Source organism: Thioalkalivibrio paradoxus ARh 1 (assembly GCF_000227685.2).
Taxonomy (GTDB): Bacteria; Pseudomonadota; Gammaproteobacteria; order Ectothiorhodospirales; family Ectothiorhodospiraceae; genus Thioalkalivibrio; species Thioalkalivibrio paradoxus.
Genome location: NZ_CP007029.1, coordinates 1,745,341 through 1,765,892, shown reverse-complemented (window position 1 = coordinate 1,765,892; position 20,552 = coordinate 1,745,341). Strand labels below are relative to the sequence as shown.

General features: G+C 66.4%; 20 protein-coding genes. 15 read left to right on the top strand and 5 right to left on the bottom strand.

From position 1 onward, the window contains the following. Positions 1–328 precede the first annotated feature (328 nt). The 13 genes from THITH_RS08115 (at position 329) to THITH_RS08055 (ending at position 13,243) form a co-directional block, all read left to right on the top strand. The gene (locus THITH_RS08115; RefSeq protein ID WP_006747574.1) at positions 329–1,651 is read left to right on the top strand and encodes an isochorismate synthase; all 1,323 of its coding nucleotides are present in this window, start codon (positions 329–331) and stop codon (positions 1,649–1,651) included. Further along, complete coding sequence (gene menD / locus THITH_RS08110) at positions 1,645–3,480, top strand: 2-succinyl-5-enolpyruvyl-6-hydroxy-3-cyclohexene-1-carboxylate synthase (RefSeq protein ID WP_006747575.1); 1,836 nt, start codon at positions 1,645–1,647, stop codon at positions 3,478–3,480. The genes THITH_RS08115 and menD overlap by 7 nt, the downstream gene beginning before the upstream one ends. A gap of 11 nt (positions 3,481–3,491) precedes the next feature. Further along, positions 3,492–4,289, top strand: coding sequence for a 2-succinyl-6-hydroxy-2,4-cyclohexadiene-1-carboxylate synthase (menH, locus tag THITH_RS08105; protein WP_232222276.1), 798 nt, complete (start codon positions 3,492–3,494; stop codon positions 4,287–4,289). Beyond that, on the top strand, positions 4,289–5,146 hold the full coding sequence (gene menB / locus THITH_RS08100) for a 1,4-dihydroxy-2-naphthoyl-CoA synthase (RefSeq protein ID WP_006747577.1): 858 nt from the start codon (positions 4,289–4,291) through the stop codon (positions 5,144–5,146). The genes menH and menB overlap by 1 nt, the downstream gene beginning before the upstream one ends. Further along, complete coding sequence (gene menC / locus THITH_RS08095; RefSeq protein WP_006747578.1) at positions 5,143–6,438, top strand: o-succinylbenzoate synthase; 1,296 nt, start codon at positions 5,143–5,145, stop codon at positions 6,436–6,438. The genes menB and menC overlap by 4 nt, the downstream gene beginning before the upstream one ends. Further along, entirely contained in the window at positions 6,435–7,796 is a 1,362-nt protein-coding gene (locus THITH_RS08090) for an AMP-binding protein (RefSeq protein ID WP_006747579.1), read from the top strand. The genes menC and THITH_RS08090 overlap by 4 nt, the downstream gene beginning before the upstream one ends. Positions 7,797–7,807: 11 nt before the next feature. Next, a complete protein-coding gene (locus THITH_RS08085; protein ID WP_006747580.1) occupies positions 7,808–8,230 on the top strand; it encodes a hotdog fold thioesterase in 423 nt (140 codons plus the stop codon). 317 nt (positions 8,231–8,547) lie between these two features. Next, positions 8,548–8,823, top strand: a complete 276-nt coding sequence (locus THITH_RS18500) for an AbrB/MazE/SpoVT family DNA-binding domain-containing protein (protein WP_006747581.1) — start codon at positions 8,548–8,550, stop codon at positions 8,821–8,823. A 1-nt stretch (position 8,824) separates the two neighbouring features. Continuing rightward, entirely contained in the window at positions 8,825–9,196 is a 372-nt protein-coding gene (locus THITH_RS08075; RefSeq protein WP_041483420.1) for a type II toxin-antitoxin system PemK/MazF family toxin, read from the top strand. A 168-nt stretch (positions 9,197–9,364) separates the two neighbouring features. Beyond that, complete coding sequence (locus THITH_RS08070; protein WP_156925504.1) at positions 9,365–10,468, top strand: SH3 domain-containing protein; 1,104 nt, start codon at positions 9,365–9,367, stop codon at positions 10,466–10,468. A 500-nt stretch (positions 10,469–10,968) separates the two neighbouring features. Further along, positions 10,969–11,826 (top strand): TOTE conflict system archaeo-eukaryotic primase domain-containing protein, encoded by an 858-nt coding sequence (locus THITH_RS19210; RefSeq protein WP_232222275.1) that lies wholly within the window; start codon positions 10,969–10,971, stop codon positions 11,824–11,826. Beyond that, the gene (locus THITH_RS19205) at positions 11,744–12,682 is read left to right on the top strand and encodes a DEAD/DEAH box helicase (RefSeq protein WP_232222274.1); all 939 of its coding nucleotides are present in this window, start codon (positions 11,744–11,746) and stop codon (positions 12,680–12,682) included. Before THITH_RS19210 ends, THITH_RS19205 begins: the two co-directional genes overlap by 83 nt. A gap of 300 nt (positions 12,683–12,982) precedes the next feature. Beyond that, the gene (locus tag THITH_RS08055) at positions 12,983–13,243 is read left to right on the top strand and encodes a Uma2 family endonuclease (protein ID WP_006747586.1); all 261 of its coding nucleotides are present in this window, start codon (positions 12,983–12,985) and stop codon (positions 13,241–13,243) included. A gap of 123 nt (positions 13,244–13,366) precedes the next feature. On the opposite strand, the gene THITH_RS08050 is transcribed toward THITH_RS08055, so the two are convergent. Continuing rightward, positions 13,367–13,630 carry an FmdB family zinc ribbon protein gene (locus tag THITH_RS08050; protein WP_006747587.1) on the bottom strand — a complete coding sequence of 88 codons (264 nt, stop codon included), beginning with the start codon at positions 13,628–13,630 and terminating at the stop codon, positions 13,367–13,369. Between the two features lie 464 nt (positions 13,631–14,094). Here THITH_RS08050 and THITH_RS08045 point away from each other — a divergent pair, with 464 nt between their 5' ends. Together THITH_RS08045 and THITH_RS08040 are read left to right on the top strand one after the other, a co-directional pair. Further along, positions 14,095–14,511 carry a nucleotidyltransferase substrate binding protein gene (locus THITH_RS08045; RefSeq protein ID WP_025367398.1) on the top strand — a complete coding sequence of 139 codons (417 nt, stop codon included), beginning with the start codon at positions 14,095–14,097 and terminating at the stop codon, positions 14,509–14,511. Between the two features lie 159 nt (positions 14,512–14,670). After that, positions 14,671–14,994: a nucleotidyltransferase domain-containing protein gene (locus tag THITH_RS08040; RefSeq protein ID WP_006747589.1), complete on the top strand. Its 324-nt coding sequence runs from the start codon at positions 14,671–14,673 to the stop codon at positions 14,992–14,994. 298 nt (positions 14,995–15,292) lie between these two features. Here THITH_RS08040 and THITH_RS08035 read toward each other — a convergent pair whose 3' ends face one another. From THITH_RS08035 to THITH_RS08020, 4 genes are all read right to left on the bottom strand, one after another. Beyond that, the gene (locus THITH_RS08035; RefSeq protein WP_006747590.1) at positions 15,293–18,541 is read right to left on the bottom strand and encodes a DEAD/DEAH box helicase; all 3,249 of its coding nucleotides are present in this window, start codon (positions 18,539–18,541) and stop codon (positions 15,293–15,295) included. A gap of 318 nt (positions 18,542–18,859) precedes the next feature. After that, positions 18,860–19,456 carry a Uma2 family endonuclease gene (locus tag THITH_RS08030; RefSeq protein ID WP_006747591.1) on the bottom strand — a complete coding sequence of 199 codons (597 nt, stop codon included), beginning with the start codon at positions 19,454–19,456 and terminating at the stop codon, positions 18,860–18,862. An 81-nt stretch (positions 19,457–19,537) separates the two neighbouring features. Further along, entirely contained in the window at positions 19,538–20,029 is a 492-nt protein-coding gene (locus THITH_RS08025; RefSeq protein ID WP_006747592.1) for an RES family NAD+ phosphorylase, read from the bottom strand. Continuing rightward, positions 20,029–20,457 (bottom strand): antitoxin Xre/MbcA/ParS toxin-binding domain-containing protein, encoded by a 429-nt coding sequence (locus THITH_RS08020; RefSeq protein ID WP_006747593.1) that lies wholly within the window; start codon positions 20,455–20,457, stop codon positions 20,029–20,031. Before THITH_RS08020 ends, THITH_RS08025 begins: the two co-directional genes overlap by 1 nt. Positions 20,458–20,552: the final 95 nt, after the last annotated feature.

Below are 20,552 nucleotides of genomic sequence, written 5' to 3'. Positions count from 1 at the left end.
TTGCAATCGGCCGGCGGAGCCCTCCTCCAGCCCGATCGCGGGTCCGCGCCTGAAATCGTCGCCGCACGGCATTGCCGTGCGGCGCGATGCCCGCTACCTTGGTATACGGCACCCGTCCCGGACGCGTCCGACACCGTTTCCAGGGAATCTCGATTTGACATCCCCTCCCCACCGACAACCGACCTGCGATGACCATTCCACGGTGCAGGAGGATCGTGATGCCCATAGCGAGGGTGCCGCTCCCGTTGCTGCCGGAACGATGGGTCGAACAGCGGTCGAAGCCCCACCTCCGAAGCCACCGGCGCCATATTCCGGCCACGAGATCGCGGTGGCGCGGCTGCTGCAGCGCATCACCCATTGGCCGTTTCGCACGGGACATCTGCTCCACCTGAGCGAGCGCATTCCAGCGCTGGATCTGCTGGCGTGGCTGCAGGCCAACCCGGAGGGCGCCCGCACGTTCTGGCAGAATCGGGAGCGGACGTTGGCGATCGCCGGCCTCGGTGTGGCAGTGGAGCTCACCGCGCAGTCCGGGCACGAGTACGGCCGCCTGCTCGAGCGCTGCTATTCGATCCTCGGGGACCGGGACACGATGTTTCTGGGCGGGCTCTCGTTCGACGGGCGCAGCGGCCACGACGAATGGGCCGCCTTTCCCGGCGCGAGCCTGGTGCTGCCCGCAATCGCGTGCGTTCAGCGACACGGCGAATACCGTCTGTCCGTGCACCTGTGGGCCGAGTCCCGCCAGGAGTTCATTCGCCGCAAGACACAACTGATTGCTGCGCTTTCCCGGCTGCGCTTTCGCGACCGAGTGGGCACGGATCCGTCTCCCGCGCGCGTGACATCGCGCCATGACGACCTCGATTTCGCCGGATGCCAGCGCCATATCCAGGCGGTGCTGAACGAGATCGCTTCCGGGAAGCTCCACAAGGCGGTGCTGGCACGGCGGGTCGAACTCGGGCTCGCCGCACCGCTCGCCCCCTTCGAGGTACTCCGGCGCTGGCGCGATGTGAATCCGGGAAGCTTCTGCTTCGCGATGGAACGCGGGCCAGACCTGTTCATGGGGTGCTCGCCCGAACGCCTGTACCGGCGGTGCCACCGCGAATTCCGAACCGAGTCCCTCGCCGGCACGGTCCGTATCGGGCAGACGCGCGAGGAGGATGCCGCGCTGGAGGCCCGACTGCACCGCGACCCGAAATTGGTGCAGGAACACGACCTCGTCACCCGCTTCGTGCGCGGCCAGATCGACCCCTGGGTGACCGACGTCGACAGTCCGGTACAGGCGGGGGTATTCAAGCTGGACCGCATCCAGCACCGCCACCTGCCGATCCGCGCCACCCTGAAGCCTGGCGTGTTCGACCCACCGCTGCTCGACGCGCTGCATCCGACCCCTGCCGTCTGCGGCTTCCCACGCGGCGCAGCGCAGGCCTTGATCCACCGGGAGGAAACGGCACAACGGGGCTGGTACAGCGGCGCGGTGGGAGTCGTCTCGCCCCAGGAATCCGAGTTCACGGTCGCGATCCGCTCCGTGCTGCTGAACCATCAGCGGATCCTGTGCTATTCCGGCGTCGGCATCGTTGCCGGTTCCGATCCCGACGAAGAATGGAACGAACTCGAGGCGAAGATCGAATCGTTCCTCTCCGTGCTGGAATGCTGAAGGCATCCGGCTTCGGCCACCTCAACGAGGCTTGGTCGTTCGTGCTGGTCGATCATCTGCATCATGGCCACGGTGTTCGTGACTTCTGCATCGCCCCCGGCAGCCGCAGCGCGCCGCTGGCGCTGGCGGCCGCCCACTTCCGGCAGGCACAAGGCGGGCTGCAGCTTCACACCCACTTCGACGAACGCGGTCTGGGGTTTTTCGCGCTCGGCCTGACCCGGTCCGGGCGCCGCCCGGTCGCAGTGATCACGACTTCGGGTACCGCGGTGGCCAACCTGCACCCGGCGATCATCGAGGCCTTCGAAACCCATGCGCCGCTGATCGCGCTGACCGCGGACCGCCCCGATGAATTGCTGGACTGTGGCGCAAACCAGGCGATCCGGCAGCGCGGCCTGTTCGGCACCAATCTGCGTGGCGAACTCCGCCTGCCCGCCCCGGACCCGGGCTGGTCGGCCGACCGGCTGCGCGAGGCACTCGACGCCGCACTCGCCGGCTTGCACGGACCCGATGCGGGTCCCGTCCATATCAACGCCCCGTTCCGCGAGCCGCTGTACGGAACAACCGAGCTCGAGCATCGCGACCACGCGCCACCCCCCGAAACCGGTGGGGCGGAAGAGCGAAGCGTCAGCCGCCGGTTCCCCGACGCCGCCGACGGCGGGTTGCTCGATCCAAGCGCGAACGGCCACGGGAAACAGGGTTTCGGAACCGACCGTGTCCGTTTCTTGGACCGCGACGATGCCATACGACCCGGGCCCCCGCTTCCCGCCCGGCCCCCAACCCCGGCGCTGCCGGTCTTGTCGGGCCCGGTCCTGCTCGTCGCCGGGCACCTCGATCCGGACGAGGCACAGGCGGTGCTCGCCCTGGCAGAGCGCCACGATACGCCCGTCCTCGCGGACATCGGCAGCCAGCTCCGGCTGGCCGCACATCCCTGCGTGATCGGCGGGGCCGACCTGCTGCTGGCCAGCCCCTGGGGCCGGCAGGCGTTCGGATCGGCCCACCAGATCCTCCAGTTCGGCGGGCGCCTGACCGGCAAGCGCCTGAACCAGTGGCTGGCGGAATTCCCAGGCACCCGCTGGCTGGTGAGCCGGCACTCCGCCGGGCTCGATCCGACCCATCGGGCCATCGCGATTCAGGCAGACATCCCGGACCTCTGCCAGCGCCTGGAACTGCCACTGCCGGTCGATCTGGGGCTGCCTCACCGCGCGCGGGAGCTGCAGGCCATCGTCGACGACACGATCCGCGAGGAGTTCTCGGAACTCGCCGCTGCGCGCATGCTGAGCGAGGCAATCCCGCGGGACATGGCGCTGATGGCGGGCAACAGCCTCGGCATCCGCCTGCTCGACTGGTTCGCACAGCCCGGTCACGGCAACCCCTGCGTGACCAACCGGGGCGCAAGCGGCATCGACGGCCTGGTCGCCACAGCCTGCGGCTATGTCCGCCGTCACCCGCCGGGGCTGACATTGCTGCTCGGCGATCTGTCGCTGCTGCACGATCTGAACAGCCTCGCACTCGCAGCGCGCAGCACGGTGCCGCTGGTGATCGTGGTGCTGAACAACGACGGCGGCGGAATCTTCCACCTGCTGCCGGCACGCGACGAAGCTGCGTGGTTCGAGCCGTTGTTCCAGCTCCCGCACGGGATGGACTTCCGGCAGGTCGCCGGGCAGTTCGGCCTGCGCTACGCAGCGCCGGAATCGGCCCCCGAGTTGCGCAGCGCCTACCGGGAGGCCTGCACCCGCGCGGGCTGCACCCTGATCGAGCTGCGGTTCCCGGCTGGCCGCAGCGCCGAACTGCTGCGGTCGCTGTTCCAGCGTCTCGGCGCAGTGCAATGATACACAGAGCGGTGAGACCCAAGGTGACTCCTGCGCCGAATGCCGAAGACCGGCCGGCGGTCCTGCTGCTGCATGGCTTCATGGGCACTGGTTCGGACTGGCTCGACACGGCCCGGCATTTGGCACCGACGCTCCATTGCCTGATGCCCGACCTGCCCGGACACGACGGCCAGCCGCCGGACTCGGCCGGCCCGGTCGATGGTTTCGATGCCTATTCCAGACGACTATGGCGTTCGCTCGAGCCGCTGCTGCCGCGCCGCTTCGCGCTCGCCGGGTATTCGCTGGGCGGGCGGCTTGCGCTGGATCTGGCCTGCCGCCATCCCGAACGGATCAGCGCTCTGATTCTGGAAAGCGCCCATCCCGGTCTTGCCACGCCCGCCGAGCGGCAGGAACGTGCACGGCGGGACGAGGACTGGGCACGCCGCTTCGAAAACGGGCCCTGGCCGACGGTGCTGGCCGACTGGTACCGGCAACCGGTGTTCGCGTCCCTGACCGACGCGCAGCGCGACGCGTTCATCGCCCGACGTGCCCGGCATGCCCCGCAGGCCCTGGCCCAAGTGCTGCGCGCGACCAGCCTCTCCCGACAAACCGACCGTTGGCCGGACCTGCCACGGCTGCCAATGCCAGTCGCGTACATCGCCGGCACTGAGGATCCGAAGTTCTGCGCTGTCGGAGAACGGATCGCGCGAATGTTGCCCGCGCTGACTCTTGTCAAACTCGGCGGCCTCGGGCATAACTGCCACGCCGCGGCGCCGGAACGGGTCGCGGCGGTCATTCACCGCCTGTGCACGGTCGAGCACGTCCCTTGATGAGCACCGCAGCCCCCCAACTCAGTTCGATTCTCCCGGCGCTGGACTGGCAGGATCACTCCGCGCCCTTTCGGGACATCCGCTACCACAAGGCAGAAGGGATCGCGAAGATCACGATCCACCGCCCGGAAGTCCGCAACGCGTTCCGCCCGCTGACGGTGAAGGAGATGCGGCAGGCCCTGGCCGATGCTCGCTACGACGAAGGCATCGGCGTGATCGTGCTGACCGGGCAGGGCGATCTCGCGTTCTGCTCCGGCGGCGACCAGCGGGTGCGCGGCGATTCCGGCTACCGCGACGAAGACGGCATGCACCACCTGAACGTGCTCGACCTGCAGCGCGAGATCCGCTCCTGCCCCAAGCCGGTGATCGCGATGGTCGCCGGCTACGCGATCGGCGGCGGCCATGTGCTGCACATCGTCTGCGACCTGACCATCGCCGCCGACAACGCGCGCTTCGGCCAGACCGGGCCCAAGGTCGGCTCGTTCGACGGCGGCTTCGGGGCCAGCTACCTCGCCGACGTGGTCGGCCAGAAGAAGGCCCGGGAGATCTGGTTCCTGTGCCGGCAGTACGACGCCCGGGAGGCGCTGGACATGGGGCTGGTGAACAAGGTCGTTCCGCTGGCGCAGCTGGAACACGAGACCGTCGCGTGGTGCCGGCAGATCCTCGAGCACTCGCCCACCGCGCTGCGCATGCTGAAATCGGCGTTCAACGCCGGCACCGACGGCCAGGCCGGCATCCAGGAACTGGCAGGCAATGCGACAATGCTGTTCTACATGACCGAGGAAGGCCAGGAAGGACGCAACGCCTACCTGGAAAAGCGCCGTCCGGACTTCGGCAAGTTCAAGCGCCAGCCGTGAGCGAGGCGCTGCCCGGCGCAGTCGCGGGCGTCGACCTGTGGCGCTACCGGCTGCCGCTGGACCACCCGCTGCGCCTTGCCGGGCACGTCCTCCAACACCGCACCGGGCTTCTGCTGGAATGGAGGCGGGAACCGAACCGGGGCGTCTGGTCCGAGATCGCCCCCCTCCCCGGCTTCAGCCGCGAATCGCTGGAGACCTGCATCGCCGAATGCCGCCGTTTCTTCGCCAGTCACGACCTGCACGAGGCCACCGCTGCATTCCACCCGACGCCCGTTCCCAACCCCCGTAGGGCGGAAAAGCAAAGCGTCATCCGCCATTCCCCCGAGGCGCCGACCACTGCAGCAAACCGTAGGGCGGAAAAGCGAAGCGTCATCCGCCGTTCCACCGACGCATGCGCAGACTCAGCGCCCGGTGCGCACATAAGCCAGCGCGGGCAGCAAACCCCCGCCCGGCAAGGCCCGGAAGCGGCGCAACCCACCCACGACCCCGAAGACGCGACATCGCAGGCAGCCAAAGCCACCGTGATCATGGAGGCAATCGGGGAGCGCATTCCCCACGATCTCAGCCCCGCCGTGCGCTTCGGCCTCGAAAGCGGCCTGCTGCAACTGACCGTACCACTGCCCGCCGCGCCCCGGCCCGCGCTCTGCCTGCTGGTTACCGCGGAGGAACCAATCGACCCTGCGGCCCTTTCCGACTGCAGCTGTGTGAAGCTGAAGGTAGGCCAACGGGATCCCGCCGAGGATCGACAGCGATTGCGGCAAATCCTTGATGCCATGCCCCCCACCGCACGGATACGCCTCGACGCCAACCGTGCCTGGTCGCTGGAACAGGCCGCCGCCGTCTGCGCCGGCCTTGACCCGGAACGGATCGAATACGTGGAAGAACCGCTGCGCCCGGGCCGGTCCTACAGCGGGTGGCACGAACGCATCCCGATCCCGTTCGCCTGGGACGAGACCCTGCGCGAACAATCGCAGCCTGACCTGGATACCCCAGGACTGCGCGCCGTCGTCCTGAAACCGATGCTGACGGGGCTGTACCGGACCCAGGCGTTGGTCAGGCAGGCGCAGGTACGGGGGATCCGGCCGGTGCTGAGCGGCGCCTACGAGTCCAACCTCAGTCTCGACCTCTACGCCCAGCTCGCGGCGCTGTGGTCCCTGGAAGGACCGCAAGGGCTGGACACCTTGCGCCCGTTCTCCGCGGTGCTCCTGCAACCACCGAGGTTTCTGCATCGGAACCGACCGCTTCCGGTGCTCAGCCGCGATCAGCTCGAACACCTGGGGCGGCTGTGGTGACCTCCGCGACCGATCCCTGCCTGGTCCGTGCAGCCGCCCGAGCCTTCACAGACGCACCCGCCCTGCTTGGACCCGACGTCCGGCTCTCGTTCCGTGAACTCGACCGGCTGGTCGATGCGCGCGCCCGGAGCCTGGCCGCGCGGGGCGATTCCGGGAACTGGGTGATGCATCGGGCAACGCCGGCTGCATCGAGTCTGATCGAGTTTTTCGCGCTGCTGCGGGCCGGCTTCAACGTGCTGCCGGTCAACCCGGCGCTGCCGGCGCAGGCGCTCTCGCGGCTGATCGAGCGCCAGGGCATCGCGCATTGCGCGGACGCCCATGCCGATGCGGCACGGGGACAGCCCAACGCGTCTGCCGAAGCAGACAGAAACGGCCCGCAAACCGGGGAACTCCCGGCACCTGCGCCGCTGACCGGCATGCTGACCTCCGGCTCCACCGGCGAGCCCAAATTGGCCGTGCACAACTCGCGCCACCATGTCCTCAGCGCAGAGGGCTTCGCAGCCGCGATCCCCCTCGGCCCCGGAGACCGATACCTGCTGGCGCTGCCATGGTTCCATGTCGGCGGGCTCGCGATCCTGTTTCGCTGCCTGCTGCACGGTGCGGCCATCGTGCTCGGGGGACGGGCGGAAGATGCGGACTTCCTGCGCACGATGGGAGCTACCCATGTCTCGGTGGTCGAGACGCAGCTTCGCCGTCTGCTCGCCGCGCCGGACCCGCTGCCGCGCCTGCGCTGCCTGCTGCTGGGTGGAGGGCCGGTGCGCGCCTCGGTACGCAACGCGGCGCTGGAACGCGGCCTGCCGGTCTGGCTCAGCTACGGCCTCACGGAGATGGCTTCGGCGGTCATCGCCGAGGATCCGGACGGACGGGTGCATCGGCTGCCTCACCGCGAATGCCGAATCGCGAGTGACGGCGAGATCCTCGTGCGCGGCGGCACATTGTGCCTCGGATACCTGGACCGCGGCACGCTGGTGCCAGCCACCGACCCCGACGGCTGGTTCCACACCCGCGACCTCGGCGAATGGAACACCTGTGGCTTCCGGGTGATCGGTCGGCTCGACAACCGATTCATCAGCGGCGGCGAGAACGTGCAACCCGAGGCGATCGAAGCCGTGTTGCGCGAGCATCCAGCGATTGCCGAGGCCGTCGTCGTGCCCCGCCCGGACGATGAATTCGGGCAGCGCCCGGTCGCGTTCCTGGACTGCATCGGCGAGATCCGCGAGGATGCGCTGCGCGACTGGCTGCGGTCGCGGCTGAACCCCTGGCTGCTGCCCGTGGCGTTCCGTTCCCTGCCCCGCAACGACGGCATGAAGATCCGCCGCGCGGACCTGCTCCGGCTGGCGGCGCAACCCGAACCCTGACGGAGACTCCGATGCCGATCTGGAAACGCCCCGTGGACCTGGACGCGCTCAACCAGGCCAACCGCAACACCCTGATGGACGCGCTGGGCATCCGTGTGACCGCGATCGACGACGACGCGCTGTACGGCACGCTTCCCGTCGACGAGCGCACCCGCCAGCCGTTCGGGTTCCTGCACGGCGGCGCCTCGGTGGCGCTCGCGGAGACCCTCGGCAGCATCGCCGCCAACCTCGCCGCCGATCCCGGCTGCGTCTGCATGGGCGTGGAGGTCAACGCCAACCACCTGAAGGCCGTGCGCTCGGGCGTGGTCACCGGCTGCGCCCGCCCGCTGCAGATCGGCCGCAGCATTCAGGTCTGGGACATCCGCCTCGAAAACGAGCAGCAGGAACTCGTCTGCGTCGCCCGCATCACCGTCGCCGTGCGCGAACGACGCTGATGCGTTCTGTTGCCTGATCGCGCCGTATCTGCCACCGGTCGCCCGTGTTGCAATAGGCCGCCTGGCCACCACGAAAGTCCCAGGACGCCCTCTCGCGCACATGGCCCTCTGGGGAGGCGAGCCCCCTCGCCGATCGGGCGCCGGAAAACCCATCGACCAAGAGATGGCCTCTTGCATGCGCACCCTCGAAACAACACGATTCTGACCTCCGGCGGAGCTTTCGTGATCATCAAGATCGGCTTTACCGGCGTACCCGTTGACTCGACCAGCCTGGCACCTATACTTGGATGTAACTACCACGTAGTCACGAGAACGCCATGAGTGAGTCGACCAAGGCCCGCTTTGAGGGCACCGTTCAGCCTTGGGGTAACAGCTTGGGCATTCGTATCACGCGCCCGGTGAGCGCCCTGTCGAACCTGACTCGCGGCGATCGGGTCACGATTGAAGTGACGGACGAAGGGCTCCTGGTGCGGAAAGCCAGTGGCAGGCGCCATCTCCGGTTCAGCGAAGAGGAACTGGTGTCGAGCCTGACACCCCACACGGCCCATGCAGACGAACTCCCTGCGCTACTGGACCGGGAATCGGGCACCTGAGGTGGCTCCGCGCTACATTCCAGACCGGAGCGACATCGTCTTCCTGGACTTCGAGCCACCCAAGGGGCGGGAGATCGGCGAGTACCGCCCCGCCCTCGTCCTGTCGAGCAAGGAATACAATCGCAACACGGGGTTGCTGATCTGCTGCCCGATCAGCACCAGTATCCGCGGAGCACCCACCGAAGTCCCCATTGACCACCTCGACCAACCCTCGGTCGTGGCCGCCAACCTCGTGCACACCCTGGACTGGAAGGCCCGCAAGATAGAACGAGTCGCGCGCGGCAGCGAGCAACTGCTCGAAGAAGTTCTGATGCGGCTGCTCCCGCTGATCGGCGCGGGCCGATTCCTGGACCATTCCTTCCGGGCCTCGTGACCGATCACACGTCGACGGCGCCAAGCAGCCCCCGCATTGGCATCTGGGTCCGCTGCACTCAGAACGAGTCCGGGCGCGCTCCGTTGACACCGCGTCATTGTGAAGGGGGGATCGTGTCCTTGCGTTGGACTTCAGGCTGACTATAGTCGATGACGTCAGTCCGACCGGATGCACGGCGAGGAAGGTGCTGACCAGTCCGTCATCGCGAGGAGCGTAGCCTTCAGCCGCGAGCGCAGCGTGGCAGGTGGCGGGTGGCGGGACACGGCGATCCATGTCGTCAGTGCTGCGGGGATCTCGCCCTCAAGGAATGACACGTCCACGCATGAAAAGGAAGCGACCATGGCAAGCAACGCATTCGAAGTCGTTCCCCCCGGACTGAACCTCCGGTCGAGTACCCAGGTGACCCCAAGCAATCGCATTGCGGTTCTGCCGCAGGGAACACGCGTCACCAAACTGGACGATGCCGACGATGCCGGCTGGTGGAAGGTCTGGGTCGAGATCGAAGGACGCCCAGTCGAGGGATTCGTGGCATACCGATTCCTGGCCCCTGTGGCGGAACCCGCTCCCTCAAGCCCGCTGTCGGCCCCGGATCTTCCTGCCGCCCATCTCGCTGAAGGCCGAGCCGACGTTACCCGGGCATTCCACGGGCACTGGGCGTTTCCGTTGGGCGAGTCCGAAAGACCCTCGCCACCCGAGGGCGACGTTTCCGCGCGCGTGAGCGCCATTGTCTCCATCGTCGAGTGGCTGGCCGTCGATCGGACTGAGCAGCACCGGCGCTGGTGGAAAAACCCAAGCACAACCTATTGCAACGTGTACGCACACGACCTGTGCTACCTCGCGGGCTGCTACCTGCCCCGCGTCTGGTGGAACGTCTCGGCAATCCTCCGCCTCGCTCGCGGAGAAACGGTACGACCAATCTACGGCCAGACGGTAACCGAGGTCCGGGCGAATAGCCTGTTCGACTGGCTGAACGAGCATGGATCGAATTTCGGCTGGCAGCGGAGCTTTTCCCTTGATGAGGTTCAGGAGAACGCCAATGGCGGGAGGCTGGGGCTCATCGTCGCACAGCGTCATGATCTCAATCGCTCGGGTCATATTTCCGTGGTGGTTCCCGAGCATGGCAACCACAGCGCGGCGCGCCATGCCGGAAGCGTCGAGCGGCCGTTGCAAACGCAAGCCGGGGTGACCAACCGCCGGTGGTTCAACGGGCCGCATGCCTGGTGGCGTGGCGGCCAGTTTCGAGAGTTCGGCTTCTGGACGCACCAGGGGTAACGGTGAATGCCAATGAGCCTGGCCGCTTTTGGCGCCCGGCGGCCCGACCTCGGAGCCCCGACCTTTACGCACGGCTGACTTGTGCCTGCACACGCCGCGACGGCCGCCGTTTCCGTACGGAAGAAAAGAAGACCCAGCCGGGCAGTTCTCGCACCGCCGGCAGCCGGCGACGACGACCTTCGGGACCTCCTGAACGCCACGACTCACTGACTGTCCAATTCGGTGTCTGATACAGGCCATGCCGGATTTCCGCCGACGGATACCCGCTGGCGGCAGCAAGAACGGGCTGGCGGAATGCCGCATTCATAACATGAGTCATCATGCGCCTGCTGCTGACAAAGGCCGATATGGTGTCTGGCGTCGAGTACGCCGGTTTTCGACCCGACACTCCTTTACAGATCGAAATATGATCACAGGGGGCCGCACGAACATGCTGTATTCCCCCGAATCCTCGTCGGAACGCGATGTCTCCAAAGTCCGAGCATTCTGAGTTATCCGCATTGAAGGCCGAAAACGCCCGGCTGACTGCGTTGCTGGAATCGCATGGTATCGAATGGCGTCAGAGCACGGAGCCGAGTCCCACGATCCGCGAGCCTGAACCAATACGGCTGTCGGCCGCCGAGAAAATCGCCCTGTTTCGCAAACTGTTTCGGGGCCGCACCGACGTCTACCCGGTTCGCTGGGAGGGCAAGACCCCTGACCGATCCGGCTACGCGCCAGCCTGCGCCAACGATCGATTCACCAGAAGAAAACATTCGCGCAGCAAACCGACCCAGGGGCCACGGATCATTGGCAGCCTGAGCGAACCGCAGGCCGTGATCTGCCGAAAACCCACGATCAAGTGCGGTGACTGCGGCAACCGCGATTTGATTCCATTGTCCGACGATGTCATTTACAAGCATCTTTCCGGCGCACATACGGTCGGTGTCTATCCGCTGCTGGAGGACGATAGCTGCTATTTCCTGGCGGTCGATTTCGATCAGGAAGATTGGCGAGACGACGCCCGCGCTTTCATGGAATCGTGCCACGAGTTGGGTATTCCGGGAGCGCTCGAAATATCCCGCTCCGGACGTGGCGCCCACGTGTGGATCTTCTTCTCGGGTCGCGTGCCCGCCCGCGATGCACGCCAGCTGGGTTCGGCCATTGTCAGCTATACCTGCTCCCGAACCCGGCAGCTCGAACTGACGTCCTACGATCGCATGTTTCCAAGCCAGGACACGATGCCCAATGGTGGCTTTGGGAATCTGATCGCCTTGCCACTGCAGAGAGCACCGCGTGACAACGGATGCATGGCAGGAGCAACTCCAGGCTTTCCTCGACATCGGCACAGGCGTCATCGGCACCATCGGTGGCGGTAAATCGAGGCCTACGGGCAAGATCGATATCGCCGTGATGCAGTCGCTATCCCGCCAGCACGAGGTCGACCCCATCGTCGAGGACTATGGCCACATCATTGTCGACGAATGCCATCACGTTGTTGCCAAGTCTTTCGAATCCCTTCTGAAACGCGCCAAGGCGAAGTTCGTGCTCGGCCTTACCGCCACGCCAATCCGGCGCGACGGCATGCACCCTATCATCTTCATGCAATGCGGACCGATCCGACACACCGCAGCCCGGCCATCCAGTGCACCACACGATCTGGAAGTGGTTCCGTGCGAACGGTTTTCAGGTATCGACTTGCCTCCGGACGCCAGGATACAGGACGTATTCCAGCACCTTGCCAACGATCAGGCACGGACCCAGGCCGTCGCCACGCAAGCCACGGCGGCCTATAGGCAAGGTCGCAAGGTCCTGGTGCTTACCGAGCGAACCAAACATCTCGACGCCATCGTCACCGCGCTGGATGGCCATGAACCGGCGCCGTTTGTGTTGCACGGCCGAATGTCGAGAAAGCAGCGGGCCGCCGTCATCGCCGACATGAACACCTTGCCACCCGACGCTCCGCGTATCCTGCTTGCGACCGGAAAGCTCGTGGGAGGAGGATTCGATCATCCTCCCCGCGACACACTGATTCTTGCGATGCCTGTCTCGTGGAGGGGTACGTTGCAGCAGTACGCCGGTCGCTTGCATCGGGAACACGCCACCAAAGCCAACGTGCAAATTCTCGACTTTGTCGACACCGGCCACCCGGCCCTGCTGCGGATGTGGGACAAGCGTCAGCGGGGATACCGGGCAATGGGCTACCGCATCTCCACCGAAACGCAACGAAGCTGAACAGACTCCGGGGCGGCTCGCATGTATCGGTCGGAACGAGAGCACGCCCATTGCCGGCCGTCCTTTCCATCGGCTCAGGAACCCAGCGGTTTCTGCATGCGTTCTGCCAACCCGGACTCGAAGCGGTGGCCGTTTTCAGAGAGCTCGCCTTGATCCGGGTCACAGGCAACAGCCTGTCGGACGTAGGCGGCTACTCGCTGGTCGTGTCCGATCCGGCGGGTAGCGGAACGTCCTCGTAAATGGTGTCCAGCGGCACTTCAAGTCCAAGGCAGGTCAGCGAGCCGTGGCGCGCCCGACTGGGTGATCGAAGTGCTCTCCCCGGCCACCGCCGCGCACGACCAGACCGTGAAGCTCAGCGCCTACGAACGCGCCGGTGTGCCCGAATGCTGGTTCGTGCACCCGGCCGACCGCACGGTGACGGTATATCGCCTGGCCGACAGGGCCTACGGGCGCCCCGAAATTTCCGAACTCGCCGGCACCCTGCCCTGCCGGTCGGTCGGGATCGTCACCATCGACTGGGACCGGGTGCCGCATCGCGGCGAAACCGACGCGGACCCCTGACGTTCCCCGCAGAAGCCTCGCTACCGGTGCCGCCGAGTTTCCGCCCCTGCGCGCACAGGATTGCGAATTGCCCCAGCGGGACAACGGACGGTCCAACCGGTATCCGGTTTGGCAGAAACCGCCTCAATTCAGACCGCAGAACCCGGTGGGACAGCCGGTTCCGGTGCTGCATGCGGAGGCCGGGGCGCCGCCGCTGCCCTGGCTGCTGCTACGGATGACATTGCCGCCGGTGGCGAGACGCTGGACCGGGGCCTCCGCCGGAGTCTCGCCACGATCGACTCCGGCACGCGCACACAGTTCGCCCCAGGTGGAGAGCTTCTCGCTCATTCGGTGGCTGACTTCCAGCACGCGCCCATTGGTGTCGCAACGATAGTCGTAGGTCGGCATTGGATGTTTCCTCGTGTATCGGCGTTTTCTTATACACGGCAATTATAGGCCCGATTGCTGCACCGTTCGCAAGCCTGCGCGCCCCGATCGTGGCGACCTCGGTCGCCACTCTGGATCCGGCCACGGCCTCCGTTCCCGAACCGGACAGGCGGGTTTCGACCACGTGTCGGCAGCGCTCGGCATGTCACCAAGCAATGCTTCCGGGACGCTGTCACCGAGAGCAGCCGGCGGCACAGTTCGCACCGGTTGCGGTAGGCCAGCACCTTGCCGCAGTAATTGGTCACGTGGAAGTCGGCCAGGTAGCAGCACAACGGCCCGGGTACGCGCAGGACACCCAAATGCGAAACTCCCTGTTCGGCGATTGCCAACCACTTTCCCCCGTGGCACCCTCGCCCCAGCAGCCCTTTATTCCCCGCCGCCATGAGCGGCAACGCGAAAATCGGATGCAGATCAAGGATACCGCGATGCTCGAACCCGATGTCCGCTGGAAGCAGCGCCTCGCGAACTACCGCAGGGCGCTCGCGCAGTTGAATGCCGCAGTGGACCTGGCGCAGTCGCGGGAACTATCCGAATTGGAACGGCAAGGACTGATCCAGTCTTTCGAGTTCACGCACGAACTCGCCTCGAACGTGATGAAGGATTACTTCGCCTACCAGGGGAACCCTGCGATTACCGGCTCGCGGGACGCCGCCCGGGAAGCCTTCAGCAAGGGCCTGATCGAAGACGGTGAAGGCTGGATGGAGATGATCCAGAGCCGCAACCAGACCACGCACACCTATAACGAGCAAGTGGCCGCTGCCATCGCGACACGCGTTCAGGATCGCTACCGGGGGTTGTTTCAGCAGTTCCTGGAACGCATGGAATCGCTGGGGAAATGCTGATTAATCCGTCATCGCGAGGAGCGAAGCCTTCAGCCGCGAGCGCAGCGTGGCGGGACGTGGCGATCCATAAAGTCATGATTTCGTTGCCGCTCCCCTGGATTTCCACGCTTCGCTCGCAATGACAGGACCTTTCTTCAGCGTCTCCCTAGAGTCTGGCGCATGAGCGGTTCGAACGAACTGCGGCATGGCCTTCCTCTCCGGGTCGTCGAACGTCTGCGCGGTGTTTTCGTCGGCTGGCCGGAGATCGAGCGCGCCGTACTCTACGGCTCGCGTGCCAAGGGTACTCATCGCAACGGCTCCGACATCGACCTGTGCCTGGAAGGCGAGCAACTGGGCCTCACCGATCTGCTGCGGATCAGCGATGAAATCGACGAGCTCCTGTTGCCCTGGAAAGTGGATCTTTCGCTCAGGCACATGATCGACAATCCAGACCTGCTGGAACACATTGCTCGCGTGGGGATCGCGCTGTACGAACGGGCCTGAAAACCGCCGCAAAACTGCTGCCGCGGAAGGACGCGGAAGGCACGGACAAGGGCCGAAAGGCGTTGTTTGCCACGGATGCACACGGAAATCACGGAAGGTGAACCGGATCCGCCTTTTTCCGCGCCCGTCCGTGTTCTTCCGTGGCTAAAGCTTTTCATCGTTCGGGGTGGCTCGGCGCCATGGCAGTTAGTGTGCGTCCGTGCTTCGCTTGCCTGGCAGCCTGTTCATCCTGCACGGCGGTGGTTTCACGCGACCGCTGGCTTGACCCGGTTCTTGAACCCGAGCCTCGCGACAACGCTCAGGAGTTCTCGATGTCCTGCTTTGCCGGATTATCGGGCAAGCTGGCCCGGATGAACGTGTCGGCAGCGTTCAGCATGCCGCCGAGCAATGCTTCCGGCACGCTGTCTCCGGCCTGGGCGAGTGCAAGAGCCTGCATCAGTACCGCAGCGTCCGCAGGGTCGATCTGGCCCGACGGCAGCGCTTCGCCGTAGAGCCACACGCCGGCCTGCTGCGGAGTCGGCGCGTCGTTGCGACCGGTGCGCAGCGCGGCCGCGGCCAGTAGCGCGCCGAGCAACAGGTCCAGCGCGGGACCCGCGGAACCCTGCTGGAGCAGGAGTCGCGCCGCCGCGAGGTTCTCGGTGGTCTTGCGCGCGAGCGGATGGGTCGTGGGCCGCGTCGGCTTCGCTTCCTCCGGCGTGTACACGGGTTCGGCCCCGGCCAGCGGCGACGCGGCGCCGAGCCGGTGCAGGCTGGACAGGGTACGGCGATCGATCAATGCAACCGGGATATCGCCGCTCAGCCCCGCGACCGCCTGGTCGTCCTGCTCGTCGACATGGTCCAGCACCAATACCAGACCCGCCTGAGTCCCGCCGTCGGCCTGGCCACGCTGGCCGAGAATGCGCTCGATGCGCGCTCCGAACTCGCGCTGCATCGCGACAATGCAGTCGCGCACTGCAGCGTCGCGGTCCGGCTGCCCGGTGGCCGCAGTCTCCGGTTCCGCCGCCGTTGCCGGCAGGGAGACATCCGCCGCTGTCTCGGCCGCCACTTCGGCCCCTGGCTCCAGTTCCGGCGAAATCGCTTTCGGCGTCTCGGCACCAGCGTCGGAATCCGATCCAGTAGCCGCGGCGTCGCCGGGCTGCGTGTCCATCGCCACGAGATCCGACGCCAGAATTTCCGCCAGCCGCCGCGACACGCTGACCACCTCCTCGGTCGCCTCCGGGTCCACCACGTTGTCGAACAGCTGCCGCTTGCCCTCGACCAGCCCGAGCACGCGCTCCTCGTAGGAACCCGGCGCAACCAGCAGGATCGCCTGCACCTTCTGTTTCTGCCCGAGCCGGTGCACACGCGCGATGCGCTGGTCCAGCACGGCGGGATTCCAGGGGATGTCCAGGTTGATCAACACGGCCGCGTTCTGCAGGTTCAGGCCGACCCCGCCGGCATCGGTGGACAGGAACACCTGGACCGCATCGTCGTCGCGGAAGCGGTCCATCAGCGCGCCACGCTTCTGCGTGGGCACGCCGCCGTGCAGGCGCACCGAGCCCAACCCCAGCCGCCGGACGCGTTGCTCGGCCATCTCGGTCATCCGCTCCCACTGCGAAAAGACCACGGCCTTCAGCCCGGCCGAGCGACAGAGCTCGTCGAGCAGGGTTTCGAGTTCGTCGAGCTTCGGCGACCCCTCGGTCTCCTTGTCGACCAGTCCGGCGGCGTCGCAGGCCATGCGCGCCTGTTGCAGCGCCGACAGCATCCGGTTCTGTTCGGAAGGCGTCAGCGGCCGGCGGCGCATGATCTGCGCAAGCTGGCCGGCGGCCTTCAGTGCGGCTTCGTGAATGCCTTCCTGCTCACCCGACATCGGCACGTCGATGCGCTGCACGATGCGCTCCGGCAACTGGTCGCGCACCAGCGAACGGTCGCGGCGCAGCATCACCGGACGCAGCCGGCGGCGCAGCTCGGACAGGTTGCGGTATCCCAGCACCTTGCCGCGGTCGTCGGTCACGTGGAAGTCGACCAGGTAGCGCCACAGCGGGCCGAGCACGCGCGAATCGATCACCTGCATCAGGCTGTACAGATCCTCGAGCCGGTTCTCCAGCGGCGTGCCGGTGAGCACTAAGGCGTAACGCGACTGGACCCGCTTGACCGCGCTCGCGATCTTGGTGCGCCAGTTCTTGATCCGCTGCGCCTCGTCGAGGATCAGCAGATCGGGGCGGAGCGTGTCGTTAATCACCGGCAGGTCACGCATCACCAGTTCGTAGTTCACCACATGGAACGGGCTCGGGTTGCGGTACTGCGCGCCGCGCGTGTCCACCGGCCCCTGCACCACCTGCACTTCCAGACCGGTAAATTTCTCGATCTCGCGCGCCCACTGCAATTTCAGCGACGCGGGGCAAACCACCAGCACCCGTTCCACGCCGTCGTGCTGACGCATCCAGTACGCCGAAGCGATCGCCTGCAAGGTCTTGCCGAGGCCCATATCATCAGCCAGCAGCGCACGGCCGCGGCCGGCCAGAAAAGCAACCCCTTCGGCCTGGTACGGATGCAGCCGCGCGCGGATCCCGGGAAGATGGCCGCCGCCGGTGTCGATACGCTCGCGGATTTCCGCCGCGCGCACCGCCCGCGCCGCGTCTTCCGCCAGGCGCCGCGCATGCGTCAGCGCGTCGTCGCCGAGATCGATATCGTCGCGATCACGAACGCGCTCGGCGAAACGCAGGAAATCGTCGGGAACCCGTCGCGAAAACGCGCCGCCGGCGTCGAAGTGTTCGTCCAGCAAGGCTTCGAGATCGGCGGCCATCCCGGCGGCCCGGTGCAGCCGCAGCACCGCCGGATTGTCGCATTCCCAGTCCAGATGCACGTAGGGCCTGGCCAACGGCAACGCCTTCAGCGTGTCGTAATCGGGGCGCTTGCGAATGCGGTGCAGCACGGCCTCGATGTGCTTGCAGGTGCCGAGCTGGTTGGTCGCGAAATCCGGGCAGGTGCAGTGATTCGCACGCCGCTCCAGCGAGCGGATATGCACCCGGTAGCGGGTCGGGAAATGGGTGCTGGACTGGATCGAGCGCGCCGACCAGAGGCCCTTCCCTGTCTCCCCGGCGGATTCGGTCAACGGTTGCACGCGCACCTCGGAACGCGCTTTCGCGATCCGCTCCGCCCGTGCCTCCTGCGCCGCGTCGGCCAGCTTTCCGGATTCGCCCTGGTCCTGGCCCTGCGTGTAGGCGAACAAGGCCGCGATCGCGTGTACGCAGGGTGCGCCGAACCCGGTATCGTCCGGTCCCGCCCCCTGGCAGCCACAAAGGCTCCCCAGACTGCCATCGTCGCGGACCACGATCTCCAGCTCGAGCTTCTCGCCGCTCTGCTCGTCTTCGACCTGGGCCCAGAGGCTTTCGTCGGTGCGGTCCAGCGCCGTCACGCGCCGATCGCTGCTGTGGCGCAACGCGGCCCGGATCACTTCCGGCAGTGCCAAAACCTCGATCTCCTCGGTATCGAGGCGCAGCGGATCGACAGCGGAGACTGGCTCGGGGTGCGGAGCGGCGGTTGACGGGGGCATCGGGCTGGACATGAAGACTCCGGGATGGGCGACGGAAGGAGGATGCGCAGGACTTGCAACCCTGTTCGACCAAAGGCCAGCATTGTACCCGCCCGCAGCCGTTGCGTCGGACGGCAGAGCGCAGCGTCATCCGCCATCGGGCGCCGGGGCAGGATCGGGCTCCGGGGCAGGAATGACGGTTGGCGCTTGCGCAGCGCCGATTGGCGCACCCAATCAGCAGGTTTGCGCCGCCGGTGGTCAAAGTCGTTCTGTTTCCACGGGCGCGGATGAAGGAGACCAGCCCCTGGCCGATGGGCTTTCCGGCGCCAGGTCGCCGGGACGGCGTGCCTCCTACCGGGAAGGCGATGCGGACGGTAGGCCCGATCCGGGTAGCGGAACGTCCTCGTAGATGATGGACAGCGGCACTTCGAGCCCAAGGCAGGTCAGCGAAACGTGACCCTCGGTGATCCGGTGTACCTCCCAGCCGTCGCCTGCGCGGCGACGCAGTTCGGCCTCGACCCGGTCCTGCGACAGCAGCAGGTATTCCTGCAGCGTCGGGATGGCAGTGTAGGCGTACAGCTTCTCGCGCCGGTCGATGCGCTCGGTCGTCTCGGACAGCACTTCGACCACCAGGCAGGGCCGGGTACGGTAGTAGGTCTCGCGGTCTTCCGGGTCACAGGACAGCAGCAGGTCCGGGTAGTAGAACGCGGTGTCTCCTGCGACCCGCACCCGCAATTTCATGTCGGCCATGAACAGTTGGCAGGGAGTCCCGCGCAGCCGGGGACGCAGCGCCGCAAACAGGTTGCCCGCGATCAGCCCGTGCCGATCGCTCGCGCCGACCATCGCGTACACCTCACCCCCCAGGTACTCGTGGCGAGTCTCACTGACGAGTTCTCCGGCAAGATACTCGTCGACGCTCAACCGGGTTTTCGGTGCCGCCTCGACCATCGCTCGACTCCGGAATCGCTTCGTGCTTCATGGTAGACGGGAAACCGACCCCGTACCAAGGTGGGCTGTCCAGCGACGCGTCTACTTCTCCTCGGCCCCGATTCCCCGGAACGTGCGCGCGTTGTACAGGTCGGTGTAGGCCTTGTTCAGCCGAATCCTGGCCGATTGCGGATGTGCAGGATTGAACACGGCGATATCGTCGAGACCGCCGGGAACCGCGGCGCTCGGCACGAGCAGGATCAGGTGCTTGCCCGCTTTCAGCCAGGCGTCGCCCTTGCGCCGGGTCGCCTCCGGATACGGATAGGCCGCCCAGTCGGGCGGTAGCGCTGCGCGCGCAAGGGTTTCCTGTGCAATCTCGTCGGGCAGCTGGTACACCCCCAGCCGGTAGTCGGCGGGAACCAAGCGCGGGGATGGCAGGTAGTTCGCCAGTTCCAGCAGCGCGGTGGCAGCCGAGCAGGCAAAGTAGAGCACGGGGTGGCCAGCGCTGTTCCAGCGGGCACCGTCCCGGTAGCTCGCGCCGCGGCCGCTGTAGTCTTCGAGGTAGCGCTCGGGACAGATGCGGTACAGCCGCATCAACTGAACTCGCCGAACTCGATCTTGCGCAGGACTTCACGCACCCATTGCCGACCCTCGAAGGTATCGAACACATCCAGCGGACGTTCGCCTGCCAAGGCGGGGATCGGGGTGTCCAGCCAGGCTCCGGCGGTGTCCAGGTCACCCCAAACACGCTCGGCTTCGGCAAACAGCCGGAGCGCGTCGAGCACTTCCTCGCTGGCCACCGGGTCGAGCGCCTTGCGCCGATAGAACCGGCTCAGGTTGGCTGAACTCGTGTGCAGCAGCCGCACGAACATCTCGCGATGGCCGAGCAACTGCACCGCCTGACGCACCACTTCTCCCGGGATCCCGGTCCGCACCAGCCGGATGTAGTCGGCCGGATCGCTGAAGGCCCGCTCGGGAATCGGCAACTGGTCGAGGAAAGCCTGGGCGTTGGAAGCTCCCATCACGGTCTCCAGAGAAAAGGATCGCCGTTGAGTATGAATCAATCCGACGTCTAAATCACATCCGAATGACGATCCGGCCTTCGGCCATCGGTGGA